This window comes from Kitasatospora sp. NPDC058046, from assembly GCF_042885595.1.
GTDB lineage: Bacteria > Actinomycetota > Actinomycetes > Streptomycetales > Streptomycetaceae > Kitasatospora.
In genome coordinates this window covers 164,276-188,969 of sequence record NZ_JBHVRS010000004.1, presented here as the reverse complement: position 1 = coordinate 188,969, position 24,694 = coordinate 164,276, and the positions used below count along the sequence as shown (strand labels likewise).

30 protein-coding genes and 1 tRNA gene are annotated in these 24,694 nt (G+C 73.2%); 9 read left to right on the top strand and 22 right to left on the bottom strand.

Translation table 11 applies throughout. The features are described from left to right. Positions 1-110: 110 nt before the first annotated feature. Complete coding sequence (locus tag ACFVU7_RS10670; protein ID WP_049656591.1) at positions 111-536, top strand: BlaI/MecI/CopY family transcriptional regulator; 426 nt, start codon at positions 111-113, stop codon at positions 534-536. A 3-nt stretch (positions 537-539) separates the two neighbouring features. Then, on the top strand, positions 540-1,502 hold the full coding sequence (locus ACFVU7_RS10665; RefSeq protein WP_388044896.1) for a M48 family metalloprotease: 963 nt from the start codon (positions 540-542) through the stop codon (positions 1,500-1,502). Positions 1,503-1,532: 30 nt separating this feature from the next. Here ACFVU7_RS10665 and ACFVU7_RS10660 read toward each other — a convergent pair whose 3' ends face one another. Further along, on the bottom strand, positions 1,533-2,222 hold the full coding sequence (locus ACFVU7_RS10660; protein WP_388044895.1) for an NAD(P)H-dependent oxidoreductase: 690 nt from the start codon (positions 2,220-2,222) through the stop codon (positions 1,533-1,535). An 89-nt stretch (positions 2,223-2,311) separates the two neighbouring features. On the opposite strand from ACFVU7_RS10660, the gene ACFVU7_RS10655 reads away from it, so the two are divergent. Continuing rightward, positions 2,312-3,229: a sigma-70 family RNA polymerase sigma factor gene (locus ACFVU7_RS10655; protein WP_074004051.1), complete on the top strand. Its 918-nt coding sequence runs from the start codon at positions 2,312-2,314 to the stop codon at positions 3,227-3,229. A 39-nt stretch (positions 3,230-3,268) separates the two neighbouring features. On the opposite strand, the gene ACFVU7_RS10650 is transcribed toward ACFVU7_RS10655, so the two are convergent. Next, positions 3,269-4,273, bottom strand: coding sequence for an NADP-dependent oxidoreductase (locus ACFVU7_RS10650; protein ID WP_388044894.1), 1,005 nt, complete (start codon positions 4,271-4,273; stop codon positions 3,269-3,271). A gap of 149 nt (positions 4,274-4,422) precedes the next feature. Between ACFVU7_RS10650 and ACFVU7_RS10645 the strand changes: the two genes are divergently transcribed. Beyond that, on the top strand, positions 4,423-5,448 hold the full coding sequence (locus ACFVU7_RS10645) for a LysR family transcriptional regulator (protein WP_388044893.1): 1,026 nt from the start codon (positions 4,423-4,425) through the stop codon (positions 5,446-5,448). Here ACFVU7_RS10645 and mug read toward each other — a convergent pair. From mug to ACFVU7_RS10630, 3 genes are all read right to left on the bottom strand, one after another. Then, positions 5,388-5,930 (bottom strand): G/U mismatch-specific DNA glycosylase, encoded by a 543-nt coding sequence (mug, locus tag ACFVU7_RS10640; RefSeq protein ID WP_388044998.1) that lies wholly within the window; start codon positions 5,928-5,930, stop codon positions 5,388-5,390. The genes ACFVU7_RS10645 and mug overlap by 61 nt on opposite strands. Positions 5,931-5,944: 14 nt before the next feature. Next, positions 5,945-7,093, bottom strand: coding sequence for a phosphatase PAP2 family protein (locus ACFVU7_RS10635; protein WP_387967147.1), 1,149 nt, complete (start codon positions 7,091-7,093; stop codon positions 5,945-5,947). A gap of 169 nt (positions 7,094-7,262) precedes the next feature. Beyond that, entirely contained in the window at positions 7,263-8,342 is a 1,080-nt protein-coding gene (locus tag ACFVU7_RS10630; RefSeq protein WP_074004050.1) for an aminopeptidase P family protein, read from the bottom strand. Positions 8,343-9,035: 693 nt separating this feature from the next. Between ACFVU7_RS10630 and ACFVU7_RS10625 the strand changes: the two genes are divergently transcribed. Beyond that, positions 9,036-9,530: a hypothetical protein gene (locus ACFVU7_RS10625; RefSeq protein WP_074004049.1), complete on the top strand. Its 495-nt coding sequence runs from the start codon at positions 9,036-9,038 to the stop codon at positions 9,528-9,530. A 127-nt stretch (positions 9,531-9,657) separates the two neighbouring features. Here the strand turns inward: ACFVU7_RS10625 and ACFVU7_RS10620 are convergent, their stop codons facing one another. Next, positions 9,658-10,146 (bottom strand): YajQ family cyclic di-GMP-binding protein, encoded by a 489-nt coding sequence (locus ACFVU7_RS10620; protein ID WP_049652087.1) that lies wholly within the window; start codon positions 10,144-10,146, stop codon positions 9,658-9,660. A 220-nt stretch (positions 10,147-10,366) separates the two neighbouring features. On the opposite strand from ACFVU7_RS10620, the gene ACFVU7_RS10615 reads away from it, so the two are divergent. Beyond that, positions 10,367-10,447 (top strand) — tRNA-Tyr (locus ACFVU7_RS10615). Between the two features lie 154 nt (positions 10,448-10,601). Here ACFVU7_RS10615 and ACFVU7_RS10610 read toward each other — a convergent pair. The 16 genes from ACFVU7_RS10610 to ACFVU7_RS10535 form a co-directional block, all read right to left on the bottom strand. After that, entirely contained in the window at positions 10,602-11,993 is a 1,392-nt protein-coding gene (locus tag ACFVU7_RS10610; protein ID WP_388044892.1) for a tyrosine-type recombinase/integrase, read from the bottom strand. Further along, the gene (locus tag ACFVU7_RS10605; RefSeq protein ID WP_387822820.1) at positions 11,993-12,184 is read right to left on the bottom strand and encodes a helix-turn-helix transcriptional regulator; all 192 of its coding nucleotides are present in this window, start codon (positions 12,182-12,184) and stop codon (positions 11,993-11,995) included. Before ACFVU7_RS10605 ends, ACFVU7_RS10610 begins: the two co-directional genes overlap by 1 nt. Before the next feature lie 255 nt (positions 12,185-12,439). Then, a complete protein-coding gene (locus ACFVU7_RS10600; RefSeq protein WP_388044891.1) occupies positions 12,440-14,443 on the bottom strand; it encodes a DUF3987 domain-containing protein in 2,004 nt (667 codons plus the stop codon). Further along, positions 14,440-15,030 carry a hypothetical protein gene (locus ACFVU7_RS10595; RefSeq protein WP_388044890.1) on the bottom strand — a complete coding sequence of 197 codons (591 nt, stop codon included), beginning with the start codon at positions 15,028-15,030 and terminating at the stop codon, positions 14,440-14,442. Before ACFVU7_RS10595 ends, ACFVU7_RS10600 begins: the two co-directional genes overlap by 4 nt. A 170-nt stretch (positions 15,031-15,200) precedes the next feature. After that, positions 15,201-15,647: a hypothetical protein gene (locus ACFVU7_RS10590; protein WP_388044889.1), complete on the bottom strand. Its 447-nt coding sequence runs from the start codon at positions 15,645-15,647 to the stop codon at positions 15,201-15,203. Positions 15,648-15,706: 59 nt separating this feature from the next. Next, positions 15,707-15,913, bottom strand: coding sequence for a hypothetical protein (locus ACFVU7_RS10585; protein ID WP_388044888.1), 207 nt, complete (start codon positions 15,911-15,913; stop codon positions 15,707-15,709). A gap of 278 nt (positions 15,914-16,191) precedes the next feature. Further along, positions 16,192-16,557: a hypothetical protein gene (locus ACFVU7_RS10580; protein WP_388044887.1), complete on the bottom strand. Its 366-nt coding sequence runs from the start codon at positions 16,555-16,557 to the stop codon at positions 16,192-16,194. A 209-nt stretch (positions 16,558-16,766) separates the two neighbouring features. After that, on the bottom strand, positions 16,767-17,462 hold the full coding sequence (locus tag ACFVU7_RS10575; protein ID WP_388044886.1) for a hypothetical protein: 696 nt from the start codon (positions 17,460-17,462) through the stop codon (positions 16,767-16,769). Next, positions 17,462-17,896, bottom strand: a complete 435-nt coding sequence (locus tag ACFVU7_RS10570; protein ID WP_388044885.1) for a hypothetical protein — start codon at positions 17,894-17,896, stop codon at positions 17,462-17,464. Before ACFVU7_RS10570 ends, ACFVU7_RS10575 begins: the two co-directional genes overlap by 1 nt. A gap of 18 nt (positions 17,897-17,914) precedes the next feature. Then, positions 17,915-18,688 (bottom strand): hypothetical protein, encoded by a 774-nt coding sequence (locus ACFVU7_RS10565; protein WP_388044884.1) that lies wholly within the window; start codon positions 18,686-18,688, stop codon positions 17,915-17,917. Between the two features lie 156 nt (positions 18,689-18,844). Then, positions 18,845-19,015, bottom strand: coding sequence for a hypothetical protein (locus tag ACFVU7_RS10560; RefSeq protein WP_388044883.1), 171 nt, complete (start codon positions 19,013-19,015; stop codon positions 18,845-18,847). A gap of 16 nt (positions 19,016-19,031) precedes the next feature. Next, positions 19,032-19,418 (bottom strand): ATPase, encoded by a 387-nt coding sequence (locus tag ACFVU7_RS10555; RefSeq protein WP_388044882.1) that lies wholly within the window; start codon positions 19,416-19,418, stop codon positions 19,032-19,034. Positions 19,419-19,466: 48 nt separating this feature from the next. Continuing rightward, entirely contained in the window at positions 19,467-19,607 is a 141-nt protein-coding gene (locus tag ACFVU7_RS10550; RefSeq protein ID WP_388044881.1) for a hypothetical protein, read from the bottom strand. A 17-nt stretch (positions 19,608-19,624) separates the two neighbouring features. Further along, positions 19,625-20,884 carry a hypothetical protein gene (locus tag ACFVU7_RS10545; RefSeq protein WP_388044880.1) on the bottom strand — a complete coding sequence of 420 codons (1,260 nt, stop codon included), beginning with the start codon at positions 20,882-20,884 and terminating at the stop codon, positions 19,625-19,627. Continuing rightward, positions 20,881-21,528 (bottom strand): hypothetical protein, encoded by a 648-nt coding sequence (locus ACFVU7_RS10540; RefSeq protein WP_388044879.1) that lies wholly within the window; start codon positions 21,526-21,528, stop codon positions 20,881-20,883. The genes ACFVU7_RS10545 and ACFVU7_RS10540 overlap by 4 nt, the downstream gene beginning before the upstream one ends. After that, positions 21,525-21,818, bottom strand: a complete 294-nt coding sequence (locus tag ACFVU7_RS10535; protein ID WP_388044878.1) for a hypothetical protein — start codon at positions 21,816-21,818, stop codon at positions 21,525-21,527. Before ACFVU7_RS10535 ends, ACFVU7_RS10540 begins: the two co-directional genes overlap by 4 nt. Before the next feature lie 512 nt (positions 21,819-22,330). Between ACFVU7_RS10535 and ACFVU7_RS10530 the strand changes: the two genes are divergently transcribed. The 3 genes from ACFVU7_RS10530 to ACFVU7_RS10520 all read left to right on the top strand — a co-directional run bounded on the left by ACFVU7_RS10530 (position 22,331) and on the right by ACFVU7_RS10520 (position 24,692). Further along, positions 22,331-23,179 carry a GntR family transcriptional regulator gene (locus tag ACFVU7_RS10530; protein ID WP_388044877.1) on the top strand — a complete coding sequence of 283 codons (849 nt, stop codon included), beginning with the start codon at positions 22,331-22,333 and terminating at the stop codon, positions 23,177-23,179. Beyond that, complete coding sequence (locus ACFVU7_RS10525; protein WP_388044876.1) at positions 23,176-23,862, top strand: HAD family hydrolase; 687 nt, start codon at positions 23,176-23,178, stop codon at positions 23,860-23,862. Before ACFVU7_RS10530 ends, ACFVU7_RS10525 begins: the two co-directional genes overlap by 4 nt. A gap of 287 nt (positions 23,863-24,149) precedes the next feature. Beyond that, positions 24,150-24,692 (top strand): SLATT domain-containing protein, encoded by a 543-nt coding sequence (locus tag ACFVU7_RS10520; RefSeq protein WP_388044875.1) that lies wholly within the window; start codon positions 24,150-24,152, stop codon positions 24,690-24,692. Positions 24,693-24,694: the final 2 nt, after the last annotated feature.

Here is a 24,694-nt window from a genome sequence, read left to right as displayed (position 1 = left end):
GCCGTACGCCCCCGAACCCTCGCTCCGACCGGATCGGCGCGGCCCCGCGCTCGTTAGGATGAACCCGCGCCCGCCGGTCCGGGCGCGGCATCCGGAGGGAGTGGGCCGTCATGGCAGACCAGAGGCACGCCCCGACGGCCGGGGACGCGCCGCCCCGACGACGAGGCCAGGGCGAGCTGGAGGCGCAGGTGCTCGCGGTGCTCCAGCAGGCGCCCGGCCCGGCCGCCGCGGGGTGGGTCCAGGAACGCCTGGAGGGCGATCTGGCGTACACCACCGTGATGACCATCCTGTCCCGGCTGCACGCCAAGAACGCCGTGACCCGGACCCGCGCCGGCCGTTCCTACCTGTGGCAGGCCTCCGCGGACGCCGCCGGGCTGGCCGCGCTGCGGATGCGCCGGATGCTCGACGGGGAGGCCGACCGGGACGCGGTCCTGGCCAGCTTCGTCAGCGCGCTGCTGCCGCACGACGAGGAACTGCTGCGGGCGCTGCTGGACGCCGCGTCCGCCGATCCGGCGGCGCCCGACCGTGAGAGCTGACCCGTGGGCTTCTTCGTCTTCCTCCCGCTCGTCCTGCCGCTCACCGCGGTCCCGATCGCGCGCCTGACCGAGCAGCACCTGCATCCGCGCGGCGCGGCCCGGCTGATGACCGTGATCAGCGCGGTGATGGCGGTGTGCAGCGTGCTCTGCCTCGGACTGATCGGCGTGGTGGGCACCGCGCAGATCCCCGGCAACCCGCTGCCGGACAGCTGGTCCGACCCGGAGGTGCGGGCCGCGCTGCCGTACCACGAGACGGTCGGCACGGCCGCGATGTGGCTGCTGGCCCTGGTGCTCCTGGCCTGCGCCCGGACGGTCGTCCGGCACCTGCGGGTGCGGAACCGGGCCCGCCGGGCGCTGAGCGGGCTGCCCGCGGAGCCGGGGGAGTCCGGCGACCTCGCGGTGCTGCCGGACCACAGCCCGTACGCCTACGCGCTGCCCGGCTCGCCCGGCCGGGTGGTGGTCTCCACCGGGATGCTGGCCGGCCTGGCCGCCGACGAGCGCGAGGCGCTGCTCGCGCACGAGCGGGCGCACCTGCGCCACCGGCACCACCGGTACCTGCTGACCACCCAGCTCGCCGCCTGCGTCAACCCGTTCCTGCGGCCGCTGCAGCACGCGGTGGCGTTCAGCGCGGAGCGGTGGGCGGACGAGGAGTCGGCGCAGGCCGTGGGGGACCGCCGGATCACCGCGCGGGCGGTGGCCCGGGCGGCGCTGGTCTCGCACGCCGCCCCGGCCCCCGGCTTCGCGGCCTTCGCGACGCCGACCGCGGCGGCCGCGGCCGGCCCGGTGCCGCGCCGGGTCGCCGCGCTGCTCGGCCCGGTGCCGACCTCCCGCAACTGGCCGCCGGCCAAGACCCCGGCGGGTCTGGCGGCGATGGTCGCGGCGATCGGCACGGCGGTGTCGGCGCTGTGCGCGCTGAACGCCGCCGTGGCCCTGCTAGTGGTGCTCAAGGCCGTCACCCCGCTGTAGCGGCCGCCCGGCCAGGCCTGTCAGGGCGGCTCAGAGCGTCGCGGCCAGCTCGTCGAGGGCGGCCTCGGCCGCCGCCAGCGACTCGGCGGCGAGCGGTTGGAGGGCGTTCAGCGCCGGGACGTCCGCGGCCCTGGTGAGCTCGGCGGTGACCACGTGCAGGTGCTCCGGCGCGACCCCGATCCGGTCGAAGTACGCCCGCAGGTACGGGACCTGGAAGTCGCAGTGGGCGCGCGGGGTGCCCGGTGCGTAGCCGCCGCCGCGGACGGCGACGACCACCACGCGGGTGGCGCGCAGCAGCGGCTCGCCGGTCTCCGGGTCGTGGTGGACGCCGGGGAAGGTGACCCGGTCGATCCACGCCTTGAGGCCGGCCGAGACGGTGTAGTTGTACATCGGGCTGCCGACCAGCAGGGTGCCGACGGCCCGCAGCTCCTCGATCAGCGGGCGGCTGAGCGTCCACTCGTGCGCCTCGTCCGGCCCTTCGGCGAGGCGGCCGATGTCGTCCAGCGGGAGTATCCCCTTGCGCTCGGTGCGGCGGCCGAGGGCGTCGTAGGCGGCGCGCACCGGGGGCACCGGGTCGGCGGCGAGGTCGCGGTACCGGTCCCGGCCGGCGGTGCCGTGCCGGGCGTGCCAGGCGTCGGCGAAGCGGGCGGTCAGGGCGCGGCTTACCGAGCCGGACGGGCTGATGCTGGAGTCCAGGTGGAGCAGCGTGGTGGAGGTCATGGTGGTCTCCCGGTCACCTCGGAGGGGGACGGATCGTCATAGCGGTGACGGGCCGCGCCGAGGAAAGGTGACCGATGGACCGGGACGCGATGTCGGGAGCGGCGGCCGGGGCGGCGGCGGCCCCGGGGCGGCGGGCCGAGGCGCCGGAGGAGCGCTTCGAGGCCGAGCGCGGCCGGCTGCGGGCGATCGCCCAGCGGATGCTCGGCTCGACCGGCGAGGCCGAGGACGCCGTGCAGGAGGCCTGGCTGAGGCTGGTCCGCACCGGTCCGGCGGAGATCGACAACCTGCCCGGCTGGCTGACCACGGTGGTCTCCAGGATCTGCCTGGACCTGCTGCGGGCCCGGGCCGCGCGCCGCGAGGAGCCGGCCGACGAGGCGCTGCCGGAGGCGGCGGGCGGCGGCCCGGAGCCGGAGCGGGAGGCGCTGCTGGTCGAGTCGGTGGGCCGGGCGCTGCTCGTGGTGCTGGACCGGCTGGGCCCCGCCGAGCGGGTCGCCTTCGTGCTGCACGACGGCTTCGCGGTGCCCTTCGACCAGATCGCGCCGATCGTCGGGCGGACCCCGGTGGCCGCGAAGAAGCTGGCCAGCCGGGCCCGGCAGCGGGTCCGCGGGACGGCCGCGCTGCCCCCGGAGCCGCTGGCCGGGCACCGGCGGGTGGTGGAGGCCTTCCTGGCCGCCGCCCGGGGCGGGGACCTGGCCGACCTGCTGGCCGTCCTGGCGCCGGACGTGGTGCGCCGGGCCGATCCGGCGGCGCTGCCACCGGGCCGCGCCCTGGTGGCCCGGGGCGCGCAGGCCGTCGCCAGGGAGACCACGGTCTTCGGCCGCCGGGCCCGCTACGGCGCGGTGGCCCTGGTGGACGGGGTGCCCGGGATCCTGATCGCCCCGGACGGGCGGCTGCGGCTGGTGCTGCGGATGGCGGTCGCGGACGGCCGGGTGGCCGGCTACGAGGTGGTGGCCGACCCGGCCCGGCTCGCCGCGCTCGACCTGGCCGTGCTGCCGCTGCCCGGGTGACTGCCGCCGGGGCGGGCGCCGCGGCGGGGCATGGGGTGGTCAGTCGGCGATCCGGACCAGCATCTTGCCGGTGTTCTCGCCGCGCAGCATGCCGAGGAAGGCGTCCACCACCCGGTCGAAGCCGTCCACGACCGTCTCGTCCGGGACGACGGCGCCCGAGCGCAGGTGCGGGACGAGGAAGTCGTACAGCTCCGGCCGGGCGTCGAGGTGGTCGCGGACCAGGAAGCCCTCCAGCCGCAGGCTCTTCCCGACCACGTCGAACAGGTTGCGCGGCGCGGCCGGCGGGTTCCCGAGCCGGTTGTACTGGGCGACCGCGCCGCACCAGGCGATCCGGCCGCGCTCGCGCAGGGCGCCGATGGCGGCCGCCAGGTGGTCGCCGCCGACGTTGTCCAGGTAGACGTGCAGCCCCTCGGGGGCCGCCTCGCGCAGCCGGTCCGCGATCGGGCCGTCGTGGTAGTCGAAGGCGGCGTCGAAGCCGAGCCGCTCGGTGAGGCGGGCGGCCTTGGCGGCGGAGCCGGTGCTGCCGACGATCCGTCCGGCGCCGAGCAGGCGGGCGAGCTGTCCGGCGGCGGTGCCGACGCCGCCCGCGGCCGCCGAGACGAAGAGCGTCTCGCCGGGCTGGAGCCGGGCGATCCTGGTCAGCGCGACCCAGGCGGACAGGCCGGTGCCGCCGAGCACCGACAGGTGGGCGCTGAGCGGGACGCCGGCGAGGTCGGGGAGCAGGCTCGCCCGTTCGGCGGTGACCACCGAGAGGGTGCGCCAGGCCTGGCGGTGCTGGACCAGCGCCCCGACCGGCAGGGCGTCGGCCCGGGACTCCACCACCCGGCCGAGGGTGCGCCCCTCCAGCGGGGCGTGCAGCGCCCAGCCGCCCTCCTCCATCTCCTCGCGCATGTACGGGTCGACGGACTGGTAGAGGTTCTCGACGAGAGCCTCGCCCGCCGCGAGGGCCGGGACGGTCTCGTCGACGAAGGCGAAGTCCGCGGCGGTCGGCGCGCCGTCGGGGCGGGCGACCAGGTGGACGGCGCGGGCGGTGGGACGGGACATCGGGGCTGCTCCAGGTGCGCGGGGGGCTCGGCGGGACGTGATCACCGTAGGAAGCGCGGGAGCGGCCGGGCAGGGGCGGCGGTCGATGGAACGGGCCGGTCCATGAGCGGGATCGATGGATCGCGGGCCCGCAGATTAGATTCGGGCGCATGACCGATCTCGCCCCGCACGAGCTGCGGACCCTGGTCGCCGTCGAGGAGGAGCGGAGCTTCACGGCGGCCGCCGCACGCCTGGGCACCACCCAGTCCGCCGTCTCGCACGCCGTCCGCGCCTGCGAGCGGAAGCTCGGCACGGTGCTCTTCGACCGTGGGCGCCACGGCGCACGCCCCACCGAGGGCGGCGCGCGGGCGGTGGCGTACGCCCGCCGGATCCTGCGGCTGCTGGACGCGATGGGCCCCGAGGTGCGCGGCCCGGCCGCGGACGGGCCACTGACCGGCACCCTGCGGATCGCCGCCTTCCGCAGCGCCGCCGCCCACCTGCTGCCACCCGTCCTGGCCCGGCTCGCCGAGCGCCACCCCGGGCTCGGCACCCGGGTCCGGATCGTCCGGGAGCTCGGCCGGGGCAGCGCCGGGGAGGTCGCCGACGGGCGCGCCGACCTCGGGCTGGCAACGCTCGACGCGGGCGGCCCGCCGCCCGTCCCGGGCCTGGTCGCGGTGCGGCTGTACGAGGAGTCGTACGCGCTCGCGCACCCGCAGGGCCACCCGGCGCCGCGCGAACTCCCGCTGGTCGACTGGGACGAGAACTGCGGCTCGTACACCCGGGACTGGTGGCAGCGGCAGGACTGGATCCCGCCCGCGACCGTGGACGTGGAGGACGACACGGTGGCCGTCTCGCTGGTCGCCCAGGGCCTCGGCATGGCGATCATGCCCCGGACCGCCCTGCTCGGCGCCCCGGCCGGCCTCGCCGTCACCGACCTCGGGCCGCGGCCGCCCAGCCGCTCCGTCGGGTACGTCACCACGCCCGAGCTGGCCGGGACGGCCGCCGTCCGGGCGCTGATCCGGGAACTGCGCGAACTGCCGCTGCCCGCCGGGCTGGTGGCGGCCCGGCCCGCGGGGGCGGCGCGTCCTTCGGCACCGGCCGGGGCTCCGGAAGAGGCCCCGGCCCCGGCGGCCGCTCAGCCCCCGACGGCCTCCCGGAGCCTGCGGAACTCCTCGGCCAGCCCGTCCAGGGTGTAGTGGGCGTTGAGGCCGCTGGGGTTCGGCAGCACCCACACCTCGGTGTCGCCGATGCCCTCCGGCTGCCGCCCGAGCGGGGCCCGGCGCTGCCCGAAGGCCGTCCGGTAGGCGCCGATGCCGAGCACGGCCAGGGCGCGCGGGCGCAGCCGCAGCACCCGCTCGCGCAGCGCGGCGCCGCCCTCGCGCAGCTCCTCGGTGGTCAGCTCGTCCGCCTTGGCGGTGGCGCGCGGGGCGACGTTGGTGATGCCCAGCCCGAGCGCGAGCAACTCCCGCTGCTCGTCCGGGCGGTACTGGCGCCCGGTGAAGCCGGAGCGGTGCAGGGCGGGCCAGAAGCGGTTGCCCGGGCGGGCGAAGTGGTGGCCGGTGGCGCCGGACCACAGGCCCGGGTTGATGCCGCAGAACAGCACCCGCAGCCCGGGCCCGGAGACGTCCGGGATGGTGCTGTCCTTGGCGGCCAGCAGCTGCTCGGGGGTGGGCTTCATCGGTGCGCTCGGATTCACCCGGCCAAGTCTGCCGTGCCCTTGGCGGGGGCCTCCGTCCGGGCCGTGCCCTCGGCCGGGGCCTCGGTCGCGTCCTCGGCCGAGGCCTCCGTACGGACCGGGGCCGGGGCCTGGGTCGTGCCTTCGGCCGTCGCCTCCGTACGGACCGGGGCCGGGGCCGCGAGCGGGGCCGAGGCCCTGGCCGCCCGGCGGTCGCGCAGCCGGCGCAGGCCGAACACCACCGCGGCCGCGTACGCCCAGCCGACGAAGACGTCGATGATGAAGTGCTCCGCGCCGTACACCAGGGTGAAGGTCATCGCGAGCGGGTAGGCGACCAGCACCGCCCGCAGCCAGCGCTTGGCGGTGGGCCAGAAGAAGAACAGCAGCATCGCCGGGTAGGCGGAGTGCAGCGAGGGCATCGCGGCGACGTCGTTGGCGAACTGGCTGCCGTTCTCCAGCAGCGAGTCGGCCTGCGGCAGCCCGCTCACCGAGATCACCTCCCAGACCACCCGGGACAGGTGCGGCAGGTTGCCCTCCTGGGCGACCAGCCACGGCGGGTCGGCCGGGTAGAGGAGGTAGGTGGCGAAGCCCGCGAAGGTGAGCGTCAGGTAGGCGGCGAGCAGCTGGCGGAAGCGCTGGTGGGCGCGCCGCCAGAGCACCGCGAGCAGCAGGAAGACGACGAAGAAGTGCGAGAGGTAGACGGCCACCGCGGCGTAGTCGTACCAGTGCGGCGAGCCGGCGGTGTAGAGGGCGTGCTGGAGCCGGACGGTCCAGGTCTCGCCGAAGCCGAGCACCTCGTCGAAGCGCAGCTGCGGCAGCCAGTGCGGGGCCCACGGGGTGTGCGCGCCGTAGCCGCGCAGCAGCGAGTACGTCCACACCACGGCCATCACCGGGACCCAGTCGCGCAGGACCAGGAGGAAGCCGCGGGGGCCGTGCCCGCTGTGCACGGCGCCGGTCAGCAGGGCGGCGATCAGCCAGAGGAACAGCACGTCGTTGGCCGCGGGGATGCCCTCGGTGCGCAGGAACCAGAGGAGGCACGTCAGGTAGAGCGGCCAGGCCAGCCATCGGAGTCTCGACCAGCCCGTCACGCGGGGGCGGGGCGGAGGCACCGGGCGCGGCTGCCCGGCCCGCACGTCGTGCGGGGCCGGGGAGAGGGTCTTGGTCATGCGCACTGAAACTAGCAACCCAAACTTGGAGGTCTCTGGGTGAAATATGACCGGATCGTAAGAACGTCCGACCCGGTCGTCACCCGGTTCGACACACGGTCAGGCACCGGAAGGCGCCCTCGGGCACCTGCGGACACCGTCGGGCGCCTTCCGGCACCGTCCGGCGCCCTCAGGCCACGATGCCCAGCTCGTGCGGGGTGTTGTTGAAGCGGCGGCCGCCGGCCGGGGTGACGGTGACGATGTCCTCGATCCGCACCCCGAACCGGCCGGGCAGGTAGATCCCGGGCTCGATGGAGAAGCACATGCCGGGCACCAGCGGCCGCTCCTCGCCCTCGACCAGGTACGGAGGTTCGTGCGTGGTGGTGCCGATGCCGTGGCCGGTGCGGTGGATGAAGTACTCGCCGTACCCGCCCTCGGTGATCACCCGGCGGGCGATCCGGTCGATCTCCTGGCAGCCGACACCGGGCCGGACCGCCTCGAAGGCGGTCTGCTGGGCCAGCCGGACCAGCTCGTGCACCGTCCGCACCTCGTCCGGGACGTCCGGGCCGACGTGCACGGTCCGGGTGGTGTCGGAGCCGTAGCCGTCCTTGAGGCCGCCGAAGTCCAGCACCACCGTGTCACCCGTACGGATGACCCGCTCACCGGCCTCGTGGTGCGGGTCGGCGCCGTTCGGGCCGGAGCCGACCACGGTGAAGTCGACCTGGCTGTGCCCGTACTGGATGAGCAGCGCGCCGAGGTCGGCGGCCACGTCGGTCTCCCGGCGGCCGGCGAAGGGGACCTCCAGGATGCCCCGGTAGGCGGCGTCCGCCGCGCCGCCGGCCGAGGCCAGCCGCTCCAGCTCCTCGGTGTCCTTGACGGCACGCAGCATCGGCAGGCTGTCGGTGAGCGAGGTGAAGGAGACGCCGGGCAGCGCGGCCTGGAAGCCGAGCAGGTGCAGGGCCCAGGTGTTGTCGGAGACGCCGTACCGGCCGGCCGGGTCGAGCAGCGGGCCCGCGGTGGCGAACGGGTCCTCGCCGTCGGACCAGTCGAGCAGCCGGACGGCCGGGGCGCCGACCGCCTTCTCGGCGTCCGGACGCTCCAACTTGGGCACCACCAGGGTGGGTTCGCGTCCGGCCGCGAGCACGAGGGCGGTCAGCCGCTCGGTGATCGCGGTGGGCGAGTAGCCGCACAGGTAGGACAGGTCGGGGCCGGGGGCGACGACCAGGCCGGCCAGTCCGGCGGCGGTCGCCTCGGCGGTGGCACGGGTCATCCGGTCGGTGTGGTCCTGCACGGTGAAGGGGCGGGGCACGGCGGTTCCTCCTCTGGGGCCGGACGGGCTCTGCTGAGCCTCCGTCGCGTCAACTCCATCACTTCCTGGAGGAGTTGGTGAAGCCCTCGGGGGAGCCCCGGCGGGCCGGCGCGGCGCCGGCGGGTCCGGCGCTCCCCGGCGGGGGCCGCCGCGGCCCCCGGCGGAGGCCGGTCCTGTTGGTCCTGCTGGTCCTGTCGGTGCGATCGGCGGGGTCGATGCGATCGCTCCTGCCGACAGCCGGAGCGCCAGCGCCAGGACGAGGCCGAGCAGGGTGCGGGCCGGCCCGCGGAGTGCCAGGGCCGGTGCGGCGGCGGCCGTCCGGCTTGGCGGGGGTCTGTCCGGCGCATGCATGCGGTCCTCCTCCGTACGGCCCCGGCCGGGAGCGCCCGACCGTGCGGGAGCCGGGGGAGGGGTCGGGAAGAGAGGCCGTACCCGGCCAGTCCACCGGGGCGCCGCAGCCGCCGCATGCCGCGAGCACCCGAGCGGGTGACCGGCGACAGGACCGGAGGAGCCGCGGCCGACGGCGCGATCCGGGCCCCGCGGACCGGCCGCGGACCGCTCCAAAGGCCCCGCAGCCTGCTCTACGGTCTCCGACCGGGCACGGAATCATAAATTCCGGGCCGACTGTCGGTGCGGTGGGACACCATGGCCGCCATGTCCTATGAACTCCAGGCGCTGATAGGAACACGGGAGCTGCTGACGGTGGCGGCCGCGGAGGTTCCGGCGGCCCGGGTGGTGCCCTTGGCACAGGGGCTGGCGATGATCCCGGTCACCTCCGCCGTCCTCGCCGCGCTCCAGGGGGACGGCAGCGTGCGCAAGCCCCGCGGCGGGGCCGGGTTCGGCTGGCACTCGGACGGCTTCGAACTCCGGCTGGCCGCCTGGTCGAAGGCCGGCCCGATCGCCTGCGTCGAGGCCGAGTACTTCGGCGGCAGCGGCACCCAGCGCGCCGCCGTCTGGGCGGACGGCGCGGTCACCCTCGGCCCGCTCACCATCGGCGAGTTCGAGCCCGCCCCGGCCGACGGCACCCCGATCTCCCACGTCCTGCGACGGATCGGCGCGCGCACCGAGGAGGGCCGGGCGGACGAGTTCGAGTCGGTCGGCCTGGGCCGGCACCGCAGCACCGCCGGCTGGGCGGAGTCGGCCGGCTGACCCGACCCCCGCGCCCCACCGCCCGTCGGCCCCGCCGCCCGCCCCGGTCCCGCCGACGCGAACGGCCCCGCCCCCGAAGCGGGGAGCAGGGCCGCGCCGTCGTCCGTCGAACCGGCCGACCGGAGGGTCAGCGGTAGTTCACGTACTGGATCGCGAAGTCCAGGTCCTTGCCCTTGAGTAGGGCCTGCACGGCCTGGAGGTCGTCGCGGCTCTTCGAGCTGACGCGCAGCTCGTCGCCCTGGACCTGCGCCTTGACGCCCTTCGGGCCCTCGTCACGGATGATCTTCGCGACCTTCTTCGCGTCCTCCGTGGTGATGCCCTCCTTGACGTTGGCGAAGATCTTGTACTCCTTGCCGGACAGCTGGGGCTCGTTGGCGTCCAGGGCCTTCAGCGACAGGCCGCGCTTCACGAACTTGGTCTGGAGGATGTCGAGTACGGCGCGCACGCGCTCCTCGCCGTTCGCCTTCATCTCGATCTTCTCGCCCGAGCGGCTGATCTCGGCGCCCACGTTCTTGAAGTCGAAGCGCGTCGCGATCTCGCGGGAGGTCTGGTTGATCGCGTTGTCGACCTCCTGCCACTCGACCTTCGAGACGATGTCGAAACTGGAGTCGGCCATGGGTATTGGTCTCCTTGATGCTCTGGTCTTCACTGGCACGGGCCCGCCCCTCGGGGGCGCCCGCGACCCCAGCCTATCCAGCGCCACACCGGCCCCGCCCGTAGCGGGCGCCCGCGGTTTCTTGATCGTCGCGTGATCTATCGAGTGGCGGAGCACCCCCCGGCATCGGGTATGGTTTACCAAGTCGAACGGGGTGAACACCCCGGGAAACGAAGATCCTGGCTGGTTGCCCGAGCGGCCAAAGGGAGCAGACTGTAAATCTGTCGCGCAAGCTACGCAGGTTCGAACCCTGCACCAGCCACAGGATAGAGAAGCGGTCCCTGACCTGCGGAAACGTAGGTGAGGGACCGCTTTTTCGTTTATTTGCAACTAGGCGGTTGCAGTGTCCTGTTTTGGGTGGCTTGTCTCACTTTGCGCCACTCGAATCCCACCGCTGACCAGCTCATACGGACCAGCTACGGACCAGGATCCGGGGCCGGCGGCGTCGGGCGGTTCCGGTTGAGCCGCTTCGAGATCAACTCGTTCGCGTACTCGACGGTGCCGTGCAGGCACTTCGCGTAGACCCGCAGCAGGACGGCCACGCTGTGCCCTGCCCGCCGGGCGACCTCCGTCGGGTCGACCCCGGAGTTCAGCCCGAGCGAGATCCCCGCGTGCCGGAGGTCGTACGGCCGCTTACCGAGCTTCGTGGCGCAGTCGGCCGGTGACAGCACCTCGGCGCGGGCCCGCTGCCAGACGACCCCGTACCCGCTCTCCTGCACCATGCCGCCCCGGGACGTCCGGAACAGCCGCCCGTCGGGCGCGGCGCCGAAGGCGGCGACGTGCACCCGCAGGATCGCCACCAGCTCGGGCGGGATCGGAACGCGCCGGGTCGCCTTCTCGGCCCGGTGCTTCAACCCGCGCTTGTCGTGCGACGTCCCGTCGTCCGTCCAGGACGAGCCGACCCGCGGCCGGGTCTCGTCCAGGACGACGTAGCCCCACCCCTCGACCGGGAGGTGGCAGCGGGCGAGCGTGAGGAACACGGCCTCGGCCGGCCGCAGCCAGCCGTAGTAGAGGCAGGCGAAGAAGGCTCGGAGGTGGGCCCCGCGCTTCCCCTGCCGCCCGGCCGCCTCGATCAGCGCCGCAGCCTGGTCCTCGTTGACCACCACGCCGGGGTCGACCTCCTCCTCGGTCTCCGGCGGCTGCCACTGGACGGTCGGGAGGGGGTTGGCACTCAGGTAGCCCTCCTCCACTGCGTAGCCGAAGAGGTGGCCGAGGATGCGGCGCTTGCGCAGGATCACCGAGGGGGCGGCCTTCTTACCATCCAGCTTCACCGCGAGGGCGTTCAGCAGTCGGCGCACCATCGGCGGCTCCTCGAAGGCGGAGACCGGCACGGACTGCTTCTGCACCCACGCCAAGGCCTTGGCCCAGTCCGCCGGCGGTTCCTCGCCCCACGAGTGCACGTTGAAGGCCCAGCTGTAGAGCGCCCGCCGGACGACCCGCTTGTCCGGCATGCCGGCCTTCGACTTCACCAGCTCGAACGTGACCGTGGCGAGGGCGTCGGCCCACGTCGTGCGGGTCTTCGCCGGTGCTCCCTCCCACCGGGCCTCGACGTACCGCCGGCCGAGCTCGTACCAGGTGATCTGCTTCTCCTTGCGGAGCTCGGAGAGCGGCAGACCGCGGCCGACGTCGAACGGCTGGCCGTCGCGGAGGGCGGAGATCAGCTCGGACTTCCGGCCGTCGGCGGCGGTCTTGGTCAGGAAGGACTCGGAGAACTCCCGCCCCGCGACGGTCCAGCGAACCATCCAGGGCGCCCGCCGGTCCGGGCGGTGCCGGTGGTCCCAGAACTTGACCTTGTAGGAGGTGGGCATCAGGCGGCGTCCTGTTCCTGTGCGGCCCACCAGGCGTCGAGGGCGCTGCGGCGGATTCGGAGCTGGCCGTTCGGGAGCTTCATGATCTTCGGGGCCTCACCACGGGCCCTCATCCGGTAGAACGCGGCACGGGACATGTCGATCTCTTCAAGGACGGCGCTGAGCTTGAGCTTCGGGTCCTTCGCGGCCATGACGGCCCCTCCCTTGACGGGTGCGAATGGCGGTTGCGGTGAGTCACGGCCCCTGCGCGTGGGTGGGGTTGGGGCCGGAAAACGTCAGGGATGTCAGGGGAACTCGCTGACCTGCCGATACGGCTCCTGGCCGGGCGTCAGGGGTTGTCAGGGCTGTCAGGAGATCTCGGCTATCCCTGACAGCCCTGACGTGCGCTGACGGCCCGTCCGGCGGCGTATCGCCAGGTCAGGGCTTTGTCCTGACATTCCTGACGGTTACGTGCTCGGGTCCGTACCTGCGGGGGTGCTCAGCGCCGGATGGACACGGTAGGTGGCAGCCTGCGGCCGGCCGCGCTGGCCGCTCGCGGAAGGCTGGTCGGTGCGGAGCCAGCCGTGCTGTTCGAGGAGGGCGAGGGCGGGCTCGACGTCGGCGACCTTCTTGAACCGCCGGGACGACGCGACGGCGTCGTGGGCCTTGATGTGGGTGCGGTGGCTGCCGTCCTTCTTCGGCCGCTGGAGCCACTGGAGGAGGGCGTGAGCGTCCTCGGTGGCGGGGTCGGCGGCGATGAGGTCGAAGACGGCGAGGGTATGGGCGGTGTAGTACTCGGCGATCTCGGCGGCGCGGTCGACGGTGGCGGCCTCGACGGGGGCGCGCCAGTCGCCGCCGACGTGGTCGGCGAGGTGGAGGAGCACCGCGATGCGGGCGATGTGGCCGACCAACTTGCCCGCCCAGTCCTTGATGTGGGCGAGCGGCTCGTCCGGGCGGAGCTGGACCTCGAACTTCTCCTGGAGCTTCTCGACGGCGAGGTCGGCGGCCTCGGTCATCTTCACGACGACCGGCTCGTCCAGCGCGGTGAGGGTGCGCAGGAGCCCGGACAGGCGGACGTCGTAGGTGGTGGCGACCGGTTCGGGGACAGGGGTGGTGCGGATCTTGCGGTAGCCGAGGTTGGAGGGCGGGAGGGAGTAGAGGAAGCGGGCGAGCAGGCCTCGGTCCCGGGCGCCGGGAGCGGCGCCGAGCTCCTGGAGGACGGCGGGCTGCGGGGTGACACCGATGGTGAGCGCGGGCTTGTCGACGGTGGGCTGCTCGCGGGTGATCCGGTCGGCCTGGAGCCGCTCGCCCTTGTGGGCCTGCAGGAAGACCCCGAGGTTGGGCTTGCTGCTGTAGCGGCCGACGATGCTGTCGAAGAGGTCGCCCTCGGGGGAGAGTGCGGCCAGGCAGCGGTGGACGCCGAGCTGGTGGGTGACGGTCTCGGGGGTGATGTCCCCGGACAGGGTCAGCCGCGGGCTCGGCGGGACGACGATCTCGTCGGCCGCCATCCGGGCGCCGGAGATCTCGGCCACCAGGTGGGCGCGGTCGAGGTCGGGGTTCTTGCGGGCCTTGGCCATGAGCGCGTCGACCTCGGCCAGTGCGGTCTCCTTGGCGGTCTCGGCCTCGATGATCCGGGCCCGGGACTCGGCCCGCAGCTCGTCCTCGACCCGGTAGACCGGGCCGGTCATGAACGCGAACACGTCGGACTTGCGGCTGGCCGGCGGCATCGCGCAGACCAGGTAGAGGTTGGACTGCTCGCGCCAGCCGGGCCGGATCTCCACCCCCACCCGCCCGCCGGCGGCGGTTGACAACGCGGCCAGGGACATGGTGGCGGCCATGTCGACCGGGGTCTGGGTGAACTCCGCCACCGCCTCCACGTACGTGCCCACCCACCCGGGCAGGGCCCGGGTGGGGAAGGTGGGCAGCGTGCCGTGGGAGCCGAGCGGGACGGGGGCGAGCCAGGTCTCGCCGGAAGCCAGGTCCGCGAGGGCGGCGAGCGCGGCGGTGCGGACGTCGTCGAGGTCGGCCTGGTCGTCGCCGGCCATGTGGGCGAGGCGGCTGGTGGCCGAGTTGATCCGGCGCCGTTCGGCGGCCACGCGCACGACCTCGGCGTAGTAGTCGCCGTTCGCGGCGGTCGGGGTGGCTGCGATGCAGGTGTGCAGGTAGCCGGGCCCGCCGACGCGGACCAGGTCGCCCTGGGCCCGCAGCACGCCGGCCAACAGCACCGGGTCGACCGGTCGTTCACCGTCGGCCATGCGGATGATGGCGCGCCAGATCGTCTCGTGCGCGGGGTGGTAGAACACGCCCGGGTCGCCGAGCTGGGCGGCCAGGGCCGGAACCTGGACGGGGTCGAGCAGGGCGGCGCCGATGACGGCCTGCTCGGCGGCCTTGACCTCGCCGGGTTCGGGCCGGAACGGGATTACGTTCGGTGCCCACTCGGCGCTCAACGAGCTGATGACCGGGCCGCTCACCGGACGCCGCCGAGCAGGTCGGCGACGAGCGGGGCCAGGTGGTGGTTGGCGTGCTCGGCGAGGGTGGCAACGACGGTCTTGGCCTCATCGGTGAGCGTGTGCCCGGGCCGGGCCGTGGTGGGGGTGATGAGGATGGCGGCGGGGATCGGGAGGAGCACGGTGGCGGTGACCAGGACGGCGGGGCGGTCGGTGCACTCGGGGCTGGCCAGCACGGGCCACGGCTCACCGGGGCGGGACCACGGGGCGCGCTCCCAGTCCAGCGGGCGGCCGGTGGGCCGGTGCGCGAGCGTGCTGTGCCGCAGGCCGATCTTCGCGCAGAGCTGGGCGCCGCCGTCGTGGTCGACGTACACCTCGACCCGGTCGACGTCCGGGCGCACGGCCGCGTAGCCCGGGGCCATGACCGGGCTGGTGGCGGTGCGCCAGGCGACGGTGGCGAACTCGGCCGGACGGAGCGGTTCGCCGTCCTCGTGGAAGTGGCCGGCATGGCGGGCGATGTAGGCGCCGTAGCGGGAGTGGCCGTCGCTGGCGCTCTCTCGGTCGGCGGTGTCGTTGATGACGACGAGCGTGGAGTGGTCGAACTGGGGCATGCTGATCCCATCTCTGTGAAGGGGATGCACGGCCCCGCACCTACCGGCGATCTGCCAAGAACTGACGGTCGGTGTGGGGCTTCGTGCTGTGCGGCCGCGGGTCTGGCGGTCCCCCGCGCTGCCCGGGTCCCGTCGCTCGTTCGGGCGGCAGGGCCGGTCGAGCAGGCCGGTCAGGCGGTTTCGATGGCGGAGGCGAGGGCGTCGAGGACGGTGTGGTGGGCGTCCAGGGCGGCGGGCCGGCCAGTGGTGATCTGTTCCTGTTCCTGGTCGTCGCCGAGAGCGAAGGTGGCGTCGAGGGCGGCGTGCACGGCGCCACGGACGGTGGCGTCGGCGGTGAGGAGGAAGAGGGTGTCGCGGGCGGCGGTGAGCGCGGCCCGCGCGGTGCGGACCGTGGTGATCTGTTCGGTGGGCGGGTTGTTGGTGTCGGGGTTGGTGGTGTTGGTGGTCCACAGGGCGTAGACGGCAGCGCGGTAGGCGGTCAGGGCGGTGAGGAGCTGTCCGCCGGCCGTCTGGAGGTCGTGACGTCGGGTGGCGCGTCGGGCCGCGCGCTGCTGGAGGTGGATGGTGCCGAGGCTCCCGGCGAGGGTGCCGAAAACAGCGATGAGGCTGGCGAGCACGGTGTCTATGGTCAGGGTCCTTCGTTCGTGATGAGGTGCGGACTGAGGTGGGCAGGGCGTTAGTGGAAGGTCGGCCGGTCCTCCTCGTCCCAGCCGTCCGGTTCGTCATCCGCCTCGTCGCCGGTGTCCATGTCCTGCCACAGCCCGGCGTCGGCGGCGGCCTCTGTGGCGCCTGCCTCCTCCTTCCAGCTGGCGTAGTTGGAGCGCTCCTCGCTCCAAAAGGCGAGGAAGCGGTCGTCCGGCTCTTGGCCGTGGTCGTCGTGCACGGAGGGCCTTCCAGGGGCAAGTGGCCCGAAGCGCACCGGTGTCGGGTGCTGGAGGACGGCGGCAAGTCGGGCCAGGGCGAAGGTGTGAGGCGAAACGGAAGCGGGGGGCCGGGGGGGCCCGCCCCCCCCGGGAAAAAAGAGGGGGTTTTTGGGTTTTTGCCCCGAATTTACCGGGGCGGGGGGCGGGTTGGGGGCGGCGGTGTTTTGTTTTTGGCGCAAGCCGCCGGGGGGGGGGGGGGGGCCCCGCCCCCCGCTTCTACATAGGAGGAGATGTCTGGTTATGGCCCAGGATGAGCCGGGGCAGTGGCGCTGATGCTGGAGAGCAGAGATTCCAGCGGCTGGGGAGTGGGCAGCGCGGGCCGAGGCGGGGAATGCGGGGAGGCCGGAGGGTCCAGGTTGATGGACCAGGCGATGAGCGCGGCGAGGATGGCGGCCACGATGGCGAGCGCCGGGGTCGCGCCGAATCGGCGAGGCGTCTGGTGGGGCACACGGGGCATCGGTTGGAGGTCCCGGATGCGCTCGCGGTCGGGGCGCCGGCCGTGGTGCACGGCGGCGAGGTGAGCGCGGCGCTCGGCTTCCGCCTCGGCCTCACCGGAGTGCTCGCTGACGGTGCGACAGACCCCGCACCAGTACTCGTACGGCATCTGCAGAGCATGGCAGAACCGTCGCCGGTCGGAGGGTCGAACGAGGGCGTCCGGGGCAGGGGAGCCCCTTCTGGCGGAGGCCAGTCCGGGCGGGGTAGGGCGGTAGGTAGGGGGCCGGTAGGGCGGGCGGTAGGCGTGCGCTGACCTGCGGTTCCTACCGTCCTACCGTTGCCCTGGGAGGGGTACCGGGAGACGGCGGGGGAGAGGGGTCAGACGGTCTCCTGGAGCACCGCCGGGACGGTGCCCGGGGCGCTCTCGGGGAGGGCCTCCAACTGCACCGCGAGGCGGTTGCGCTGGCGGCCGTTGAAGGTCAGCTTCTTGCCCTCGATCAGCACCACCCCCAGGTCCTCCAGGTGGGCCCTCAGGTCGGGGACCTTCCAGTCCCCGAACAGGCCCCGGGCCTGGCCCTCCTCCAGGACGTGGGAGAGGTGCGCCGCGGTGCCCTGGTCGGACATCGCGGCGACGTACCGGATGAGGGCGTAGAGGTCGGCGTCGGCGGGGGCGTCCTGGGGCTCGTCGTCCTGGCCGTCGACCTCCTCGGCGGAGGCCTCCTCCGAGTCCTCCGCCCTGGCCTCGGAGGAGGCCTTGGCCTTCGTGGCGGCTTTCTCCTTGGCGGCCTTCTCCCGGGCGGCTTCGTCGGCCTCGGCGAGTTCGGCGGCGGCCTTGGTGTTGCCGACCACGACCGCGACGATCACCCACACGACGAGCACGACGGCGACCGTGGTCGGCGCGTACCGGGCGACGGGCCGGGCCAGCACGGGGGAGAAGAACAGGCCGAGGCCGAGCGCTCCCCCGACCTGCTGGCGGGTGACCTTCACGTGGGGTCGGATGACGCGGATGATCAGGCGGTTGCCCAGGCCGAACGCGGTGAGGGACGCGCCCTCCAGGTAGCGGAGGGGCTTCATCAGGCACCGACCAGGCTCTTGAGGACGGAGCCGATCACGGTGAGGGGAAGGGCCCAGATCCCGCCGGCGGCGGCGTAGACGGAGGGCACGGTGGCGCCGAGCGCCGAGTCCTTCCACGGGCCGGGCTTGGTGCCGAACAGCACGATGGTGAGGATCGCGGCGACCGCGCCGGCGCCGACGTTGCCGAACGCGGCGTTCTGCGACGTGAAGGAGTGGGTCAGGGCCTCGCCGACGGTGCCCGGCGCGCTGAAGGCCTGCCCGGCACCAGCGGCGAAGATCCCGAAGACGATCATCAGCCAGGCGGTGTGCTCCTCCTTGTGCTTCTTGGCGAGCTTGCCCTGCTTGTCGGCCTTGCGGCTGCCGAGGATGATCCACACGGCGATGGCCAGGCAGAGACCGCCGGAGCCGAACGATCCGAGCAGCTGAGAGTCCATGGTGGTGATCCCCTGAGGTCAGTGGTGGGTGGCGGAGAGGAGGGTGATCAGCGGGGCCAGGCCGAGGGCACCGACCAGGGCGGAGGCGAACGGCACCCGCACGAGGACCAAGACGGTGAGGCCGGGGAAGCCACGGACCTCGGAGACCCGGACGTGGCCCCACCCGCGCATCCGCAGGTCGATGAGCCAGGTGCCGGCTGCGGCGAGCGCGGCGACGGTCAGGGGCATGCGGGCGGCCAGCTGGACGACGCCCATCTGGTAGCCGAGCACGGCGGAGGTGGTGGTGAGGATGCACCAGCGGCGGAACCGGCGGGCACGCTCGGACTGGGGCTGACGCCACAGCACGGAGACCCGGCGCTTCTGGACGAGCTGCTCGGCGCGGTGCCGGTCCTCGCGCTCCTCGGGCGTCTCCCCCTGCTCCCGGTACTGGGCCTCGTGGCGTTTGCGGGCGAGTTCGGCCTGTTCCTCGGGCGTCTGGCTGATCAGCAGGCGCAGGCTCTCGGCCACGGTCTGCAGGTCGTACTTCTCCTGGGCCGGGTCGGTGGCGGTGGCCACTTCCTCGGACTCAGCGTCGGGCTCCTGGTCGTCGTCCTCGACGGCCTGGTCCTCGGCGGCGTCGGTGCCGGCCGCTCCGGCATCGTCCTTGCGAAGGTCGATGGGCTCGGTGGTGCGCTGGGTGGGAACGGACGGCGGCCAGCTCTTGCGCCACCACTCGACCACGGGCTCGACCACGGGCTCGGGAGAGGACATGCCGACGGTGGGCGGCTCGTTCGGCGGCGGGGGGACGGTCATCGCCGCCACCCCCGGCGACGGCGGGCGAGCAGGCTGGTCGCGTAGCAGGCCAGGGCGAGGTCGATGACCCAGAACGCCCAGCAGAGCAGCATGGAGATCACGGTCTGTTCCCCTCTCAGGGAGGGGGCCCGGCCGGAGCCGGGCCCGGACGATGGGTCAGGAGGAGCGCCACCAGGAGCGGGGCGCCGGGGCGGTGTGCCAGGCGGTGGTGGACCGGCTGGTGCGGTGGGAGTCGATCTGGCGCTGGCCCTCGCGGTCCGCGTCGCGGACGGCGGAGGCCCGGCGCTGCTGGCCGGACTGCGGCTGGTTGCGGCGGAAGATCTGCATCAGGTCACGCGCTCCTTCAGCGGTCGACGACGGGCTTGTCGAGGTCGCGGTGGGTGAGCCGGACGGTGGCGCCGGTCTTGGCGAGGCGCCGGGCGAGGGCCATGGCGACGGTGGCGGCGCGGTGGCGGCCGCCCGCGCAGCCGATGGCGATGGTCAGCGGCGCCTCGGTCGGGCCGGCGTCGTAGGCGTCGGCCAGCAGCGCGGTGCTCGCGATCAGCTCGCGGATGCCCGGGGTGGCCAGGACGGCCTGGCGGACGGGCAGGTCGTGGGCGGTCTGCCGACGCAGGGCCGGGTCGACGTGCGGGTCGCGGAAGTGGCGGCGCAGGTCGAGGGTCAGGGTCGCGCTGGGCGGCTCGGCGTGCAGGTAGCCGAAGCTGACGATCTCGATGGTGGTCAGGGCCATGACAGTGCCCTCCGGGTGCGGCGTGGCGGGGTGGAGCCGGGGAGAGGATCAGATCTCTTCGCAGAGCAGCCGGTAGCAGGCGTCGCAGAGCGGGCGCACCCACTCCTCGTTGCAGACGTCCTGGACGAACGGGTCCAGGACGTCCTCGACGTCCGACTTGGCCTCGCCGCAGTAGTCGCAGGTCTTCATGTCGGTCTCCTTCGAGGTCAGGTGGCGGTCGGCGGGTCGTTGCGCTCGGCGACGACGTGGCGGCGCAGGCGCACGGCGTAGTCGTTGCGGCAGCCGAGCGCGTCGCGGACCTTCTTCGTGCTGAGCTCCTCGCCGCGGGCGGCGAGGCCGTCGGCCAGGACCCGGACCCGGGCGATGTCGGCCGGGTCGAGGGGGCGTTCCCCGGCGTTCCCGGCGGGGTCGTCCGCAGGCTCGGTTTCGGGTGCCCCGGAGTCGGGTGCGGGTGCGTACGACCCCGTTCGGTAAAGGGCTTCGAGGCTTTCGGCGGTGATCGGGGAAGCGTTCCGCAGTCCGTCGGGAACGGTGTCGAGGTAGACGCCGTCGGACGGTCCGGAGGGCAGCGGGAGGGTGAGTGCGGGGAACGGGTCATCGGGCATTCCCGGCCACAGGTCGGCCGGCGCCGGGAGCGCGCTCAGCTCCGCCACCCGGGCCCTCGCGTTGAGCCGCTGGGCCAGCAGATCGGCCGTCAGACCGGGGACCGTGACACCGTGGACGTACTCCCAGGCGATCCGCCACGCCTCGTCGGCCGACAACGCCCCGAAGGCGGCAGCGGACAGCAGCCGGTCGGCGACCGTCCGGACCTCGGGGTGGTGCTCGGCCCGCTGGCGGGCGTGCTCGGCCTGCTCCTTCGCCTGCTTCTTCTCGGCGGTGGTCGGGCCCCGGCCGCCGTGGGTCTGCAGGTCGGTCAGCCAGACGGCGCCGACGCTGGACAGGGCCAGCACGAACGCCACCCAGTGGTAGTGCGGGTACTGCGTCCAGCCGTGAGCGAAGTTGATCCCGGCCGCGACCAGGCCGGCGGCCCAGGCGCCGAGGCGGTAGGTGTGGGTGGAGCGCTCGCCCTCGGCCTGGGCGCCCATGGCGACCAGCGCCCACGCGCCGCCCTCCAGCATCGCGGCCAGCAGCACCGCGAGCAGGACAGCGACCTTGGCGTGGTCGAGCGCGGCGACCTGCGACACCACGGCCGGAACGATCGAGCACGCCTGCACCAGCCGCACGAACGCCCGCGCGGGGTTCGCCGACACCCAGCCGGTCACCCGGCCGAACCTCGCGGCCCGCGCCGCCCGCCGCCGCTCCTTCGCCTCCTCGGCGGCGCGCTCGTCGGCCTCGCGCCGCTGGCGGGCCGCCTCGGCGTCCAGCCGCTTCTGCTCGCGTTCCTCCCTCAGGTCCGCCCGGGTGTCGGCCCGCTCGGCCCGGCGGTCCTCGCGCCGCTCGGAACGGAAGTCATTCAGCCCGCTCACCGCTGCCACCCCCGCTCCGGGGAGGACCCGGCGGCCGCGGCGGCCTGCGCCGAGGTCAGCCGCCCGCGCTCGTTCAGCGCGTCGGCGACCCGTCGGACCTGGTCCCAGAGCAGGTCGAGCAGGGCGTCGGTGCGGTCGTGCAGTGCGGCCAGGTCCCGGCACGGGTCGTCCCCGGTGCCGTAGGTGACCTCCTCGCCGAAGTTCTCGTACACGGCCTCGTTGATCCTGTCCCGGTCGCCGAGGGCTCCCGCCTCGGCCGCCCAGCCGCGGGTCCCGGTCCACAGGCCGGCCTCGCGCAGCCACCGGTCCTCGGCCCGCTCACCGGCGGCCAGCATGACCAGGGCGTCGTAGAGCGGAGCCGAGAAGCTGCGGCTGACGGTGACCCCACCGGCGCTGCCCGGACGGCTCGGGTCCTTGCCCAGGTCGTCCGAGACCCAGACGCTCTCGAACGGGAGGTCGAAGTACAGCGCGACCGCGACGTGGCCGGCCTCGTGCACCGCGATGGCCCGCCGCAGCAGGTCGTCCGGCAGGGCGAGGACCTCGTACAGCGGCGTCGGCCCGTCCACCATCACCGTGGGGTTGCGGGTGGTCAGCCCGGTGTCGGCGTCGAAGTGCCAACCGGTACCAGTCAGGGTGTCGTTCACGCCGCCACCCGCTCGACGCCGGCGATGCGGTGGATCACGGCCGGGCGCCGCAGCGGCACCGGCGCGATGCTCAGCAGCCGCTCGGCGTAGGCGGCCAGCACCGGGTCCTCCCGGCGCAGGTCCGCCAGGACGTCCTCCGCCGCGTCCATCCGGGCCTCACGCTCGACCACGCTCTCACCGGGCACCCCGGTGAACAGCTGGGTGAACTCCGACTCTCCGGCGAACCCGAGCGCCAGCTCGGCGAACTCGTCCTCCGTCAGGGCCGTCTGCCCTGCAACAATCGACCTCACGGGTCTACCTCTTCTCTCGATGGGGTGTGGCCCGGGGCCGCCGCGCCATCCTTGGCCGGGAGCGCGGCGGCCCGACTCAACTGGGCCCAGCTACTTGCGATGCACGAGTAGCCATGGCCACGGCCCAACCGCGAAGCGGAAGGGCCGGGCCAAAGTCACTCGTTCACAGCTCGGGCCCCACCCCGCCGAAGCGGAGCAGGGCCCGAAGTGCCGTCCTCTTGGGGAGCGAGCTCCCGTTCAGGCGTGGACGGCGTGACCTTTCGGTCTTGCCCTCCGGACTGCCCAGGCGCCGGGTGCCTCGGCCCGATCTATCCCGGGCCCCTTCGCCCTGGATACGGCTGTAGCCAGCCGTCCACGGGCGCATTTGTGCAGCTCAGAGCAGCCCAAAGAAGGCCCCTCTGTGTCGCCCCTGTCTCACTTGGTGCGACACCCACAACATAGACAACCTGCCTAGGCAGGTCAAGGGAGTCGGGTTTCTCGCGCCTGTTGGGCACCTCCCCTAGCATTGGTCCATGGCCCTAGACCCGGATGACTCTCGCCCCCCGTACCAGCAGGTCCGCGGCTCTCTGCGGGCCTCGATCCTCACGAAGCAGCCAGGGTTCGAGCCTGGCGACAAGCTCCCCTCTGGCCCCGAACTGGCCAAGCACTTCGGCGTGGCGCGCGGCACGGTGGACAAGGCGCTCGACCTGCTCCGCACCGAGGGGCTGATCGTGACCCGGCAGGGCAGCGGCTCGTTCGTCCGGGAGCGCACCTCTCGGCCAGTCGGGCTGCGGCCGCACCTCGAAGCGGCCTTCGAGCAGCAACAGGTGACGCTCGACTTCGCCGGCTTCTCCAGCGAGACGCTGCACAACGCGCTTCAGGAGCCGCTCGACAAGGTCCGCTCCGGGCGGCTGGCACCGGAGTCCATCACGGTCCGCCTGCTGCTGCCGGACACCACGGCGCCGATGGCCGTGCCGGTCCTGGTGGACGGGCTCCAGGATGAGGTCACCCTCCGGGAGCGCGCCCGCAACATCGCCCTGACGAACGCCGGCGGGATCGCGCACTCGGTGGAGATGCTGGCCGAGCTGGGCCTGGTCCAGAAGGCAAGCGTCCAGGTCAAGGTGCACCGGGCGTCCAGCCTGTTCAAGCTGTACATCCTGAACCGGGCGGAGGCCTTCTTCGGCTTCTACCCGCTCCGCGAGCGCACCGTGTCCATCGACGACACCGACCACACCTTCTACGACGTGACCGGCAAGGACACCACTCTGTTCCACCACGCCGCCGGCCCGGACGACGCCTCGCTGGGATCGCAGTACGTTCAGCAGGCCCAGATGTGGTTCGACAGCGTGTGGAGCACGATCGCCTACGAGCGGCAGCCATGATCGCGACCCCACAACAACTCGCTGACGTCCTGCGGCCGGTGAAGCACGTGCTGCTCGACTTCGACGGCCCGGTGTGCTCGGTCTTCGCCAGCCTTCCCGCTCCGGAGGTCGCGCGCCGACTCCGTGAGGGCCTGCTCGTCGCGGGCGAGCAGGCCCCGACCGGAGCGGAGGAGGAGAGCGACCCGCTCGCCTTGCTCCGGCTGGTCGCTGGCGCCCGGCCCGATCTCACGGAGAGCACGGATGCCGCGCTGGCTGTGCTGGAGACTGAAGCCGTCCGGGTCGCCCGCCCGACCCCAGGCGGAGAATCGGTTCTGCGCGCTGCTGTCCGCTCTGGTCGGCTGGTCTCCGTGGTCAGTAACAACGCGGGCGCGGCTATCGAGACCTACCTCTCCGGGCACGGCCTTAGCGGTTACGTGGAGGGCGTCTTCGGACGCATCCCGGGCGATCCCTCGTCCATGAAGCCGAACCCGCGCCTTCTGCTCGAAGCCATGGAGGCCGCGGGCACAGGGCCGGAGCACTGCATCTTCATTGGCGACGCGGCCCGCGACGTCGAGGCCGGCGAGGCCGCTGGCGTCCCGACGATCGGATACGCCAATAAGCCGGGGAAGGCCAGCAAGCTGGCCGCTGCTGGCTCTGTGGTGATCGTGGACTCGATGGAGCTCATTGCCGAAGCCCTTGCTTGAGCCACACCGTGAATGGTCGGCAGGTCGCCAGGGCCGTGCACGGATCGATCTCAAGGAATGCGGAGCCCTCGCAGCGCTGATTATCGCTGCAGCCCAGAGCCTGTCGAATGCCGCAAGGGGCCTTCTTGCCTGGGGCGCGTGCGCCGCAGTGATCACGTCACAACCAGCGAGCGGTGCAACCCCGTCCGAACAGCATGGCCCGAGCACCTCCAGTGGTCTGCCGTACTACCTTTCGGTGCGATAACGACGAGAGACGCACGTCGTTGCTGCCCCGTACCTTGTTCGCCATGACGGAACCAGACGGTCCACCCGAAGCCGCGCGTCGGAGTGCGATCGAGGCCGAGCTGAAGCGGCTTGAAGAGAGCGCGATGTATAGCGGGCAGATGCAATTCGAGATGACCAAGCAGTGGCGCGGTGTCAACCTCGGCCTTGGCCTGCCCGCAAGTGTGCTTGCCGCCATCTCCGGTGCTGCAGCGCTTGCCTCCACTGCGGGCCGGGTTCCTGCGGGCATCCTTGCCCTCGTCGCATCAGGCCTCGGCGCCATCCTCACCACTATCAATGCCTCACACCGGATGAACCAGGCCGCCGCAGCCGCCAACGCGTACCTGGAGATCCAGACAGCAGCTCGTCAGGCCAGGGAGATAGACCTGTCCTACTGGTCCATTGATGAGGCGCGCCAGGCGTTGGCTGAGCTCACAGCGCGACGGGACGAGCAGAACAAAACAGCCGAACCCCCGAACAAGCGGGCCTACAAGCGGGCGCAGAGCAACATCGACAGCGGCGGCCAGACGTACGCGGTTGATGAGACGACCACCACAACAGAGCGGTAGAG

Bases quoted from the DNA above. Each gene is read 5' to 3' on its own strand.
- ACFVU7_RS10595 (WP_388044890.1), bottom strand. From the start codon at position 15,030: ATGCCCCAGTTCGACCACTCCACGCTCGTCGTCATCAACGACACCGCC.
- ACFVU7_RS10570 (WP_388044885.1), bottom strand. From the start codon at position 17,896: ATGGACTCTCAGCTGCTCGGATCGTTCGGCTCCGGCGGTCTCTGCCTG.
- ACFVU7_RS10580 (WP_388044887.1), bottom strand. From the start codon at position 16,557: ATGCCGTACGAGTACTGGTGCGGGGTCTGTCGCACCGTCAGCGAGCAC.
- ACFVU7_RS10660 (WP_388044895.1), bottom strand. From the start codon at position 2,222: ATGACCTCCACCACGCTGCTCCACCTGGACTCCAGCATCAGCCCGTCC.
- ACFVU7_RS10670 (WP_049656591.1), top strand. From the start codon at position 111: ATGGCAGACCAGAGGCACGCCCCGACGGCCGGGGACGCGCCGCCCCGA.
- ACFVU7_RS10645 (WP_388044893.1), top strand. From the start codon at position 4,423: ATGACCGATCTCGCCCCGCACGAGCTGCGGACCCTGGTCGCCGTCGAG.
- ACFVU7_RS10655 (WP_074004051.1), top strand. From the start codon at position 2,312: ATGTCGGGAGCGGCGGCCGGGGCGGCGGCGGCCCCGGGGCGGCGGGCC.
- ACFVU7_RS10630 (WP_074004050.1), bottom strand. From the start codon at position 8,342: ATGACCCGTGCCACCGCCGAGGCGACCGCCGCCGGACTGGCCGGCCTG.
- ACFVU7_RS10565 (WP_388044884.1), bottom strand. From the start codon at position 18,688: ATGACCGTCCCCCCGCCGCCGAACGAGCCGCCCACCGTCGGCATGTCC.
- ACFVU7_RS10560 (WP_388044883.1), bottom strand. From the start codon at position 19,015: ATGCAGATCTTCCGCCGCAACCAGCCGCAGTCCGGCCAGCAGCGCCGG.
- ACFVU7_RS10635 (WP_387967147.1), bottom strand. From the start codon at position 7,093: ATGACCAAGACCCTCTCCCCGGCCCCGCACGACGTGCGGGCCGGGCAG.
- mug (WP_388044998.1), bottom strand. From the start codon at position 5,930: ATGAAGCCCACCCCCGAGCAGCTGCTGGCCGCCAAGGACAGCACCATC.
- ACFVU7_RS10555 (WP_388044882.1), bottom strand. From the start codon at position 19,418: ATGGCCCTGACCACCATCGAGATCGTCAGCTTCGGCTACCTGCACGCC.
- ACFVU7_RS10625 (WP_074004049.1), top strand. From the start codon at position 9,036: ATGTCCTATGAACTCCAGGCGCTGATAGGAACACGGGAGCTGCTGACG.
- ACFVU7_RS10610 (WP_388044892.1), bottom strand. From the start codon at position 11,993: ATGCCCACCTCCTACAAGGTCAAGTTCTGGGACCACCGGCACCGCCCG.
- ACFVU7_RS10575 (WP_388044886.1), bottom strand. From the start codon at position 17,462: ATGAAGCCCCTCCGCTACCTGGAGGGCGCGTCCCTCACCGCGTTCGGC.
- ACFVU7_RS10605 (WP_387822820.1), bottom strand. From the start codon at position 12,184: ATGGCCGCGAAGGACCCGAAGCTCAAGCTCAGCGCCGTCCTTGAAGAG.
- ACFVU7_RS10525 (WP_388044876.1), top strand. From the start codon at position 23,176: ATGATCGCGACCCCACAACAACTCGCTGACGTCCTGCGGCCGGTGAAG.
- ACFVU7_RS10650 (WP_388044894.1), bottom strand. From the start codon at position 4,273: ATGTCCCGTCCCACCGCCCGCGCCGTCCACCTGGTCGCCCGCCCCGAC.
- ACFVU7_RS10530 (WP_388044877.1), top strand. From the start codon at position 22,331: ATGGCCCTAGACCCGGATGACTCTCGCCCCCCGTACCAGCAGGTCCGC.
- ACFVU7_RS10620 (WP_049652087.1), bottom strand. From the start codon at position 10,146: ATGGCCGACTCCAGTTTCGACATCGTCTCGAAGGTCGAGTGGCAGGAG.
- ACFVU7_RS10550 (WP_388044881.1), bottom strand. From the start codon at position 19,607: ATGAAGACCTGCGACTACTGCGGCGAGGCCAAGTCGGACGTCGAGGAC.
- ACFVU7_RS10520 (WP_388044875.1), top strand. From the start codon at position 24,150: ATGACGGAACCAGACGGTCCACCCGAAGCCGCGCGTCGGAGTGCGATC.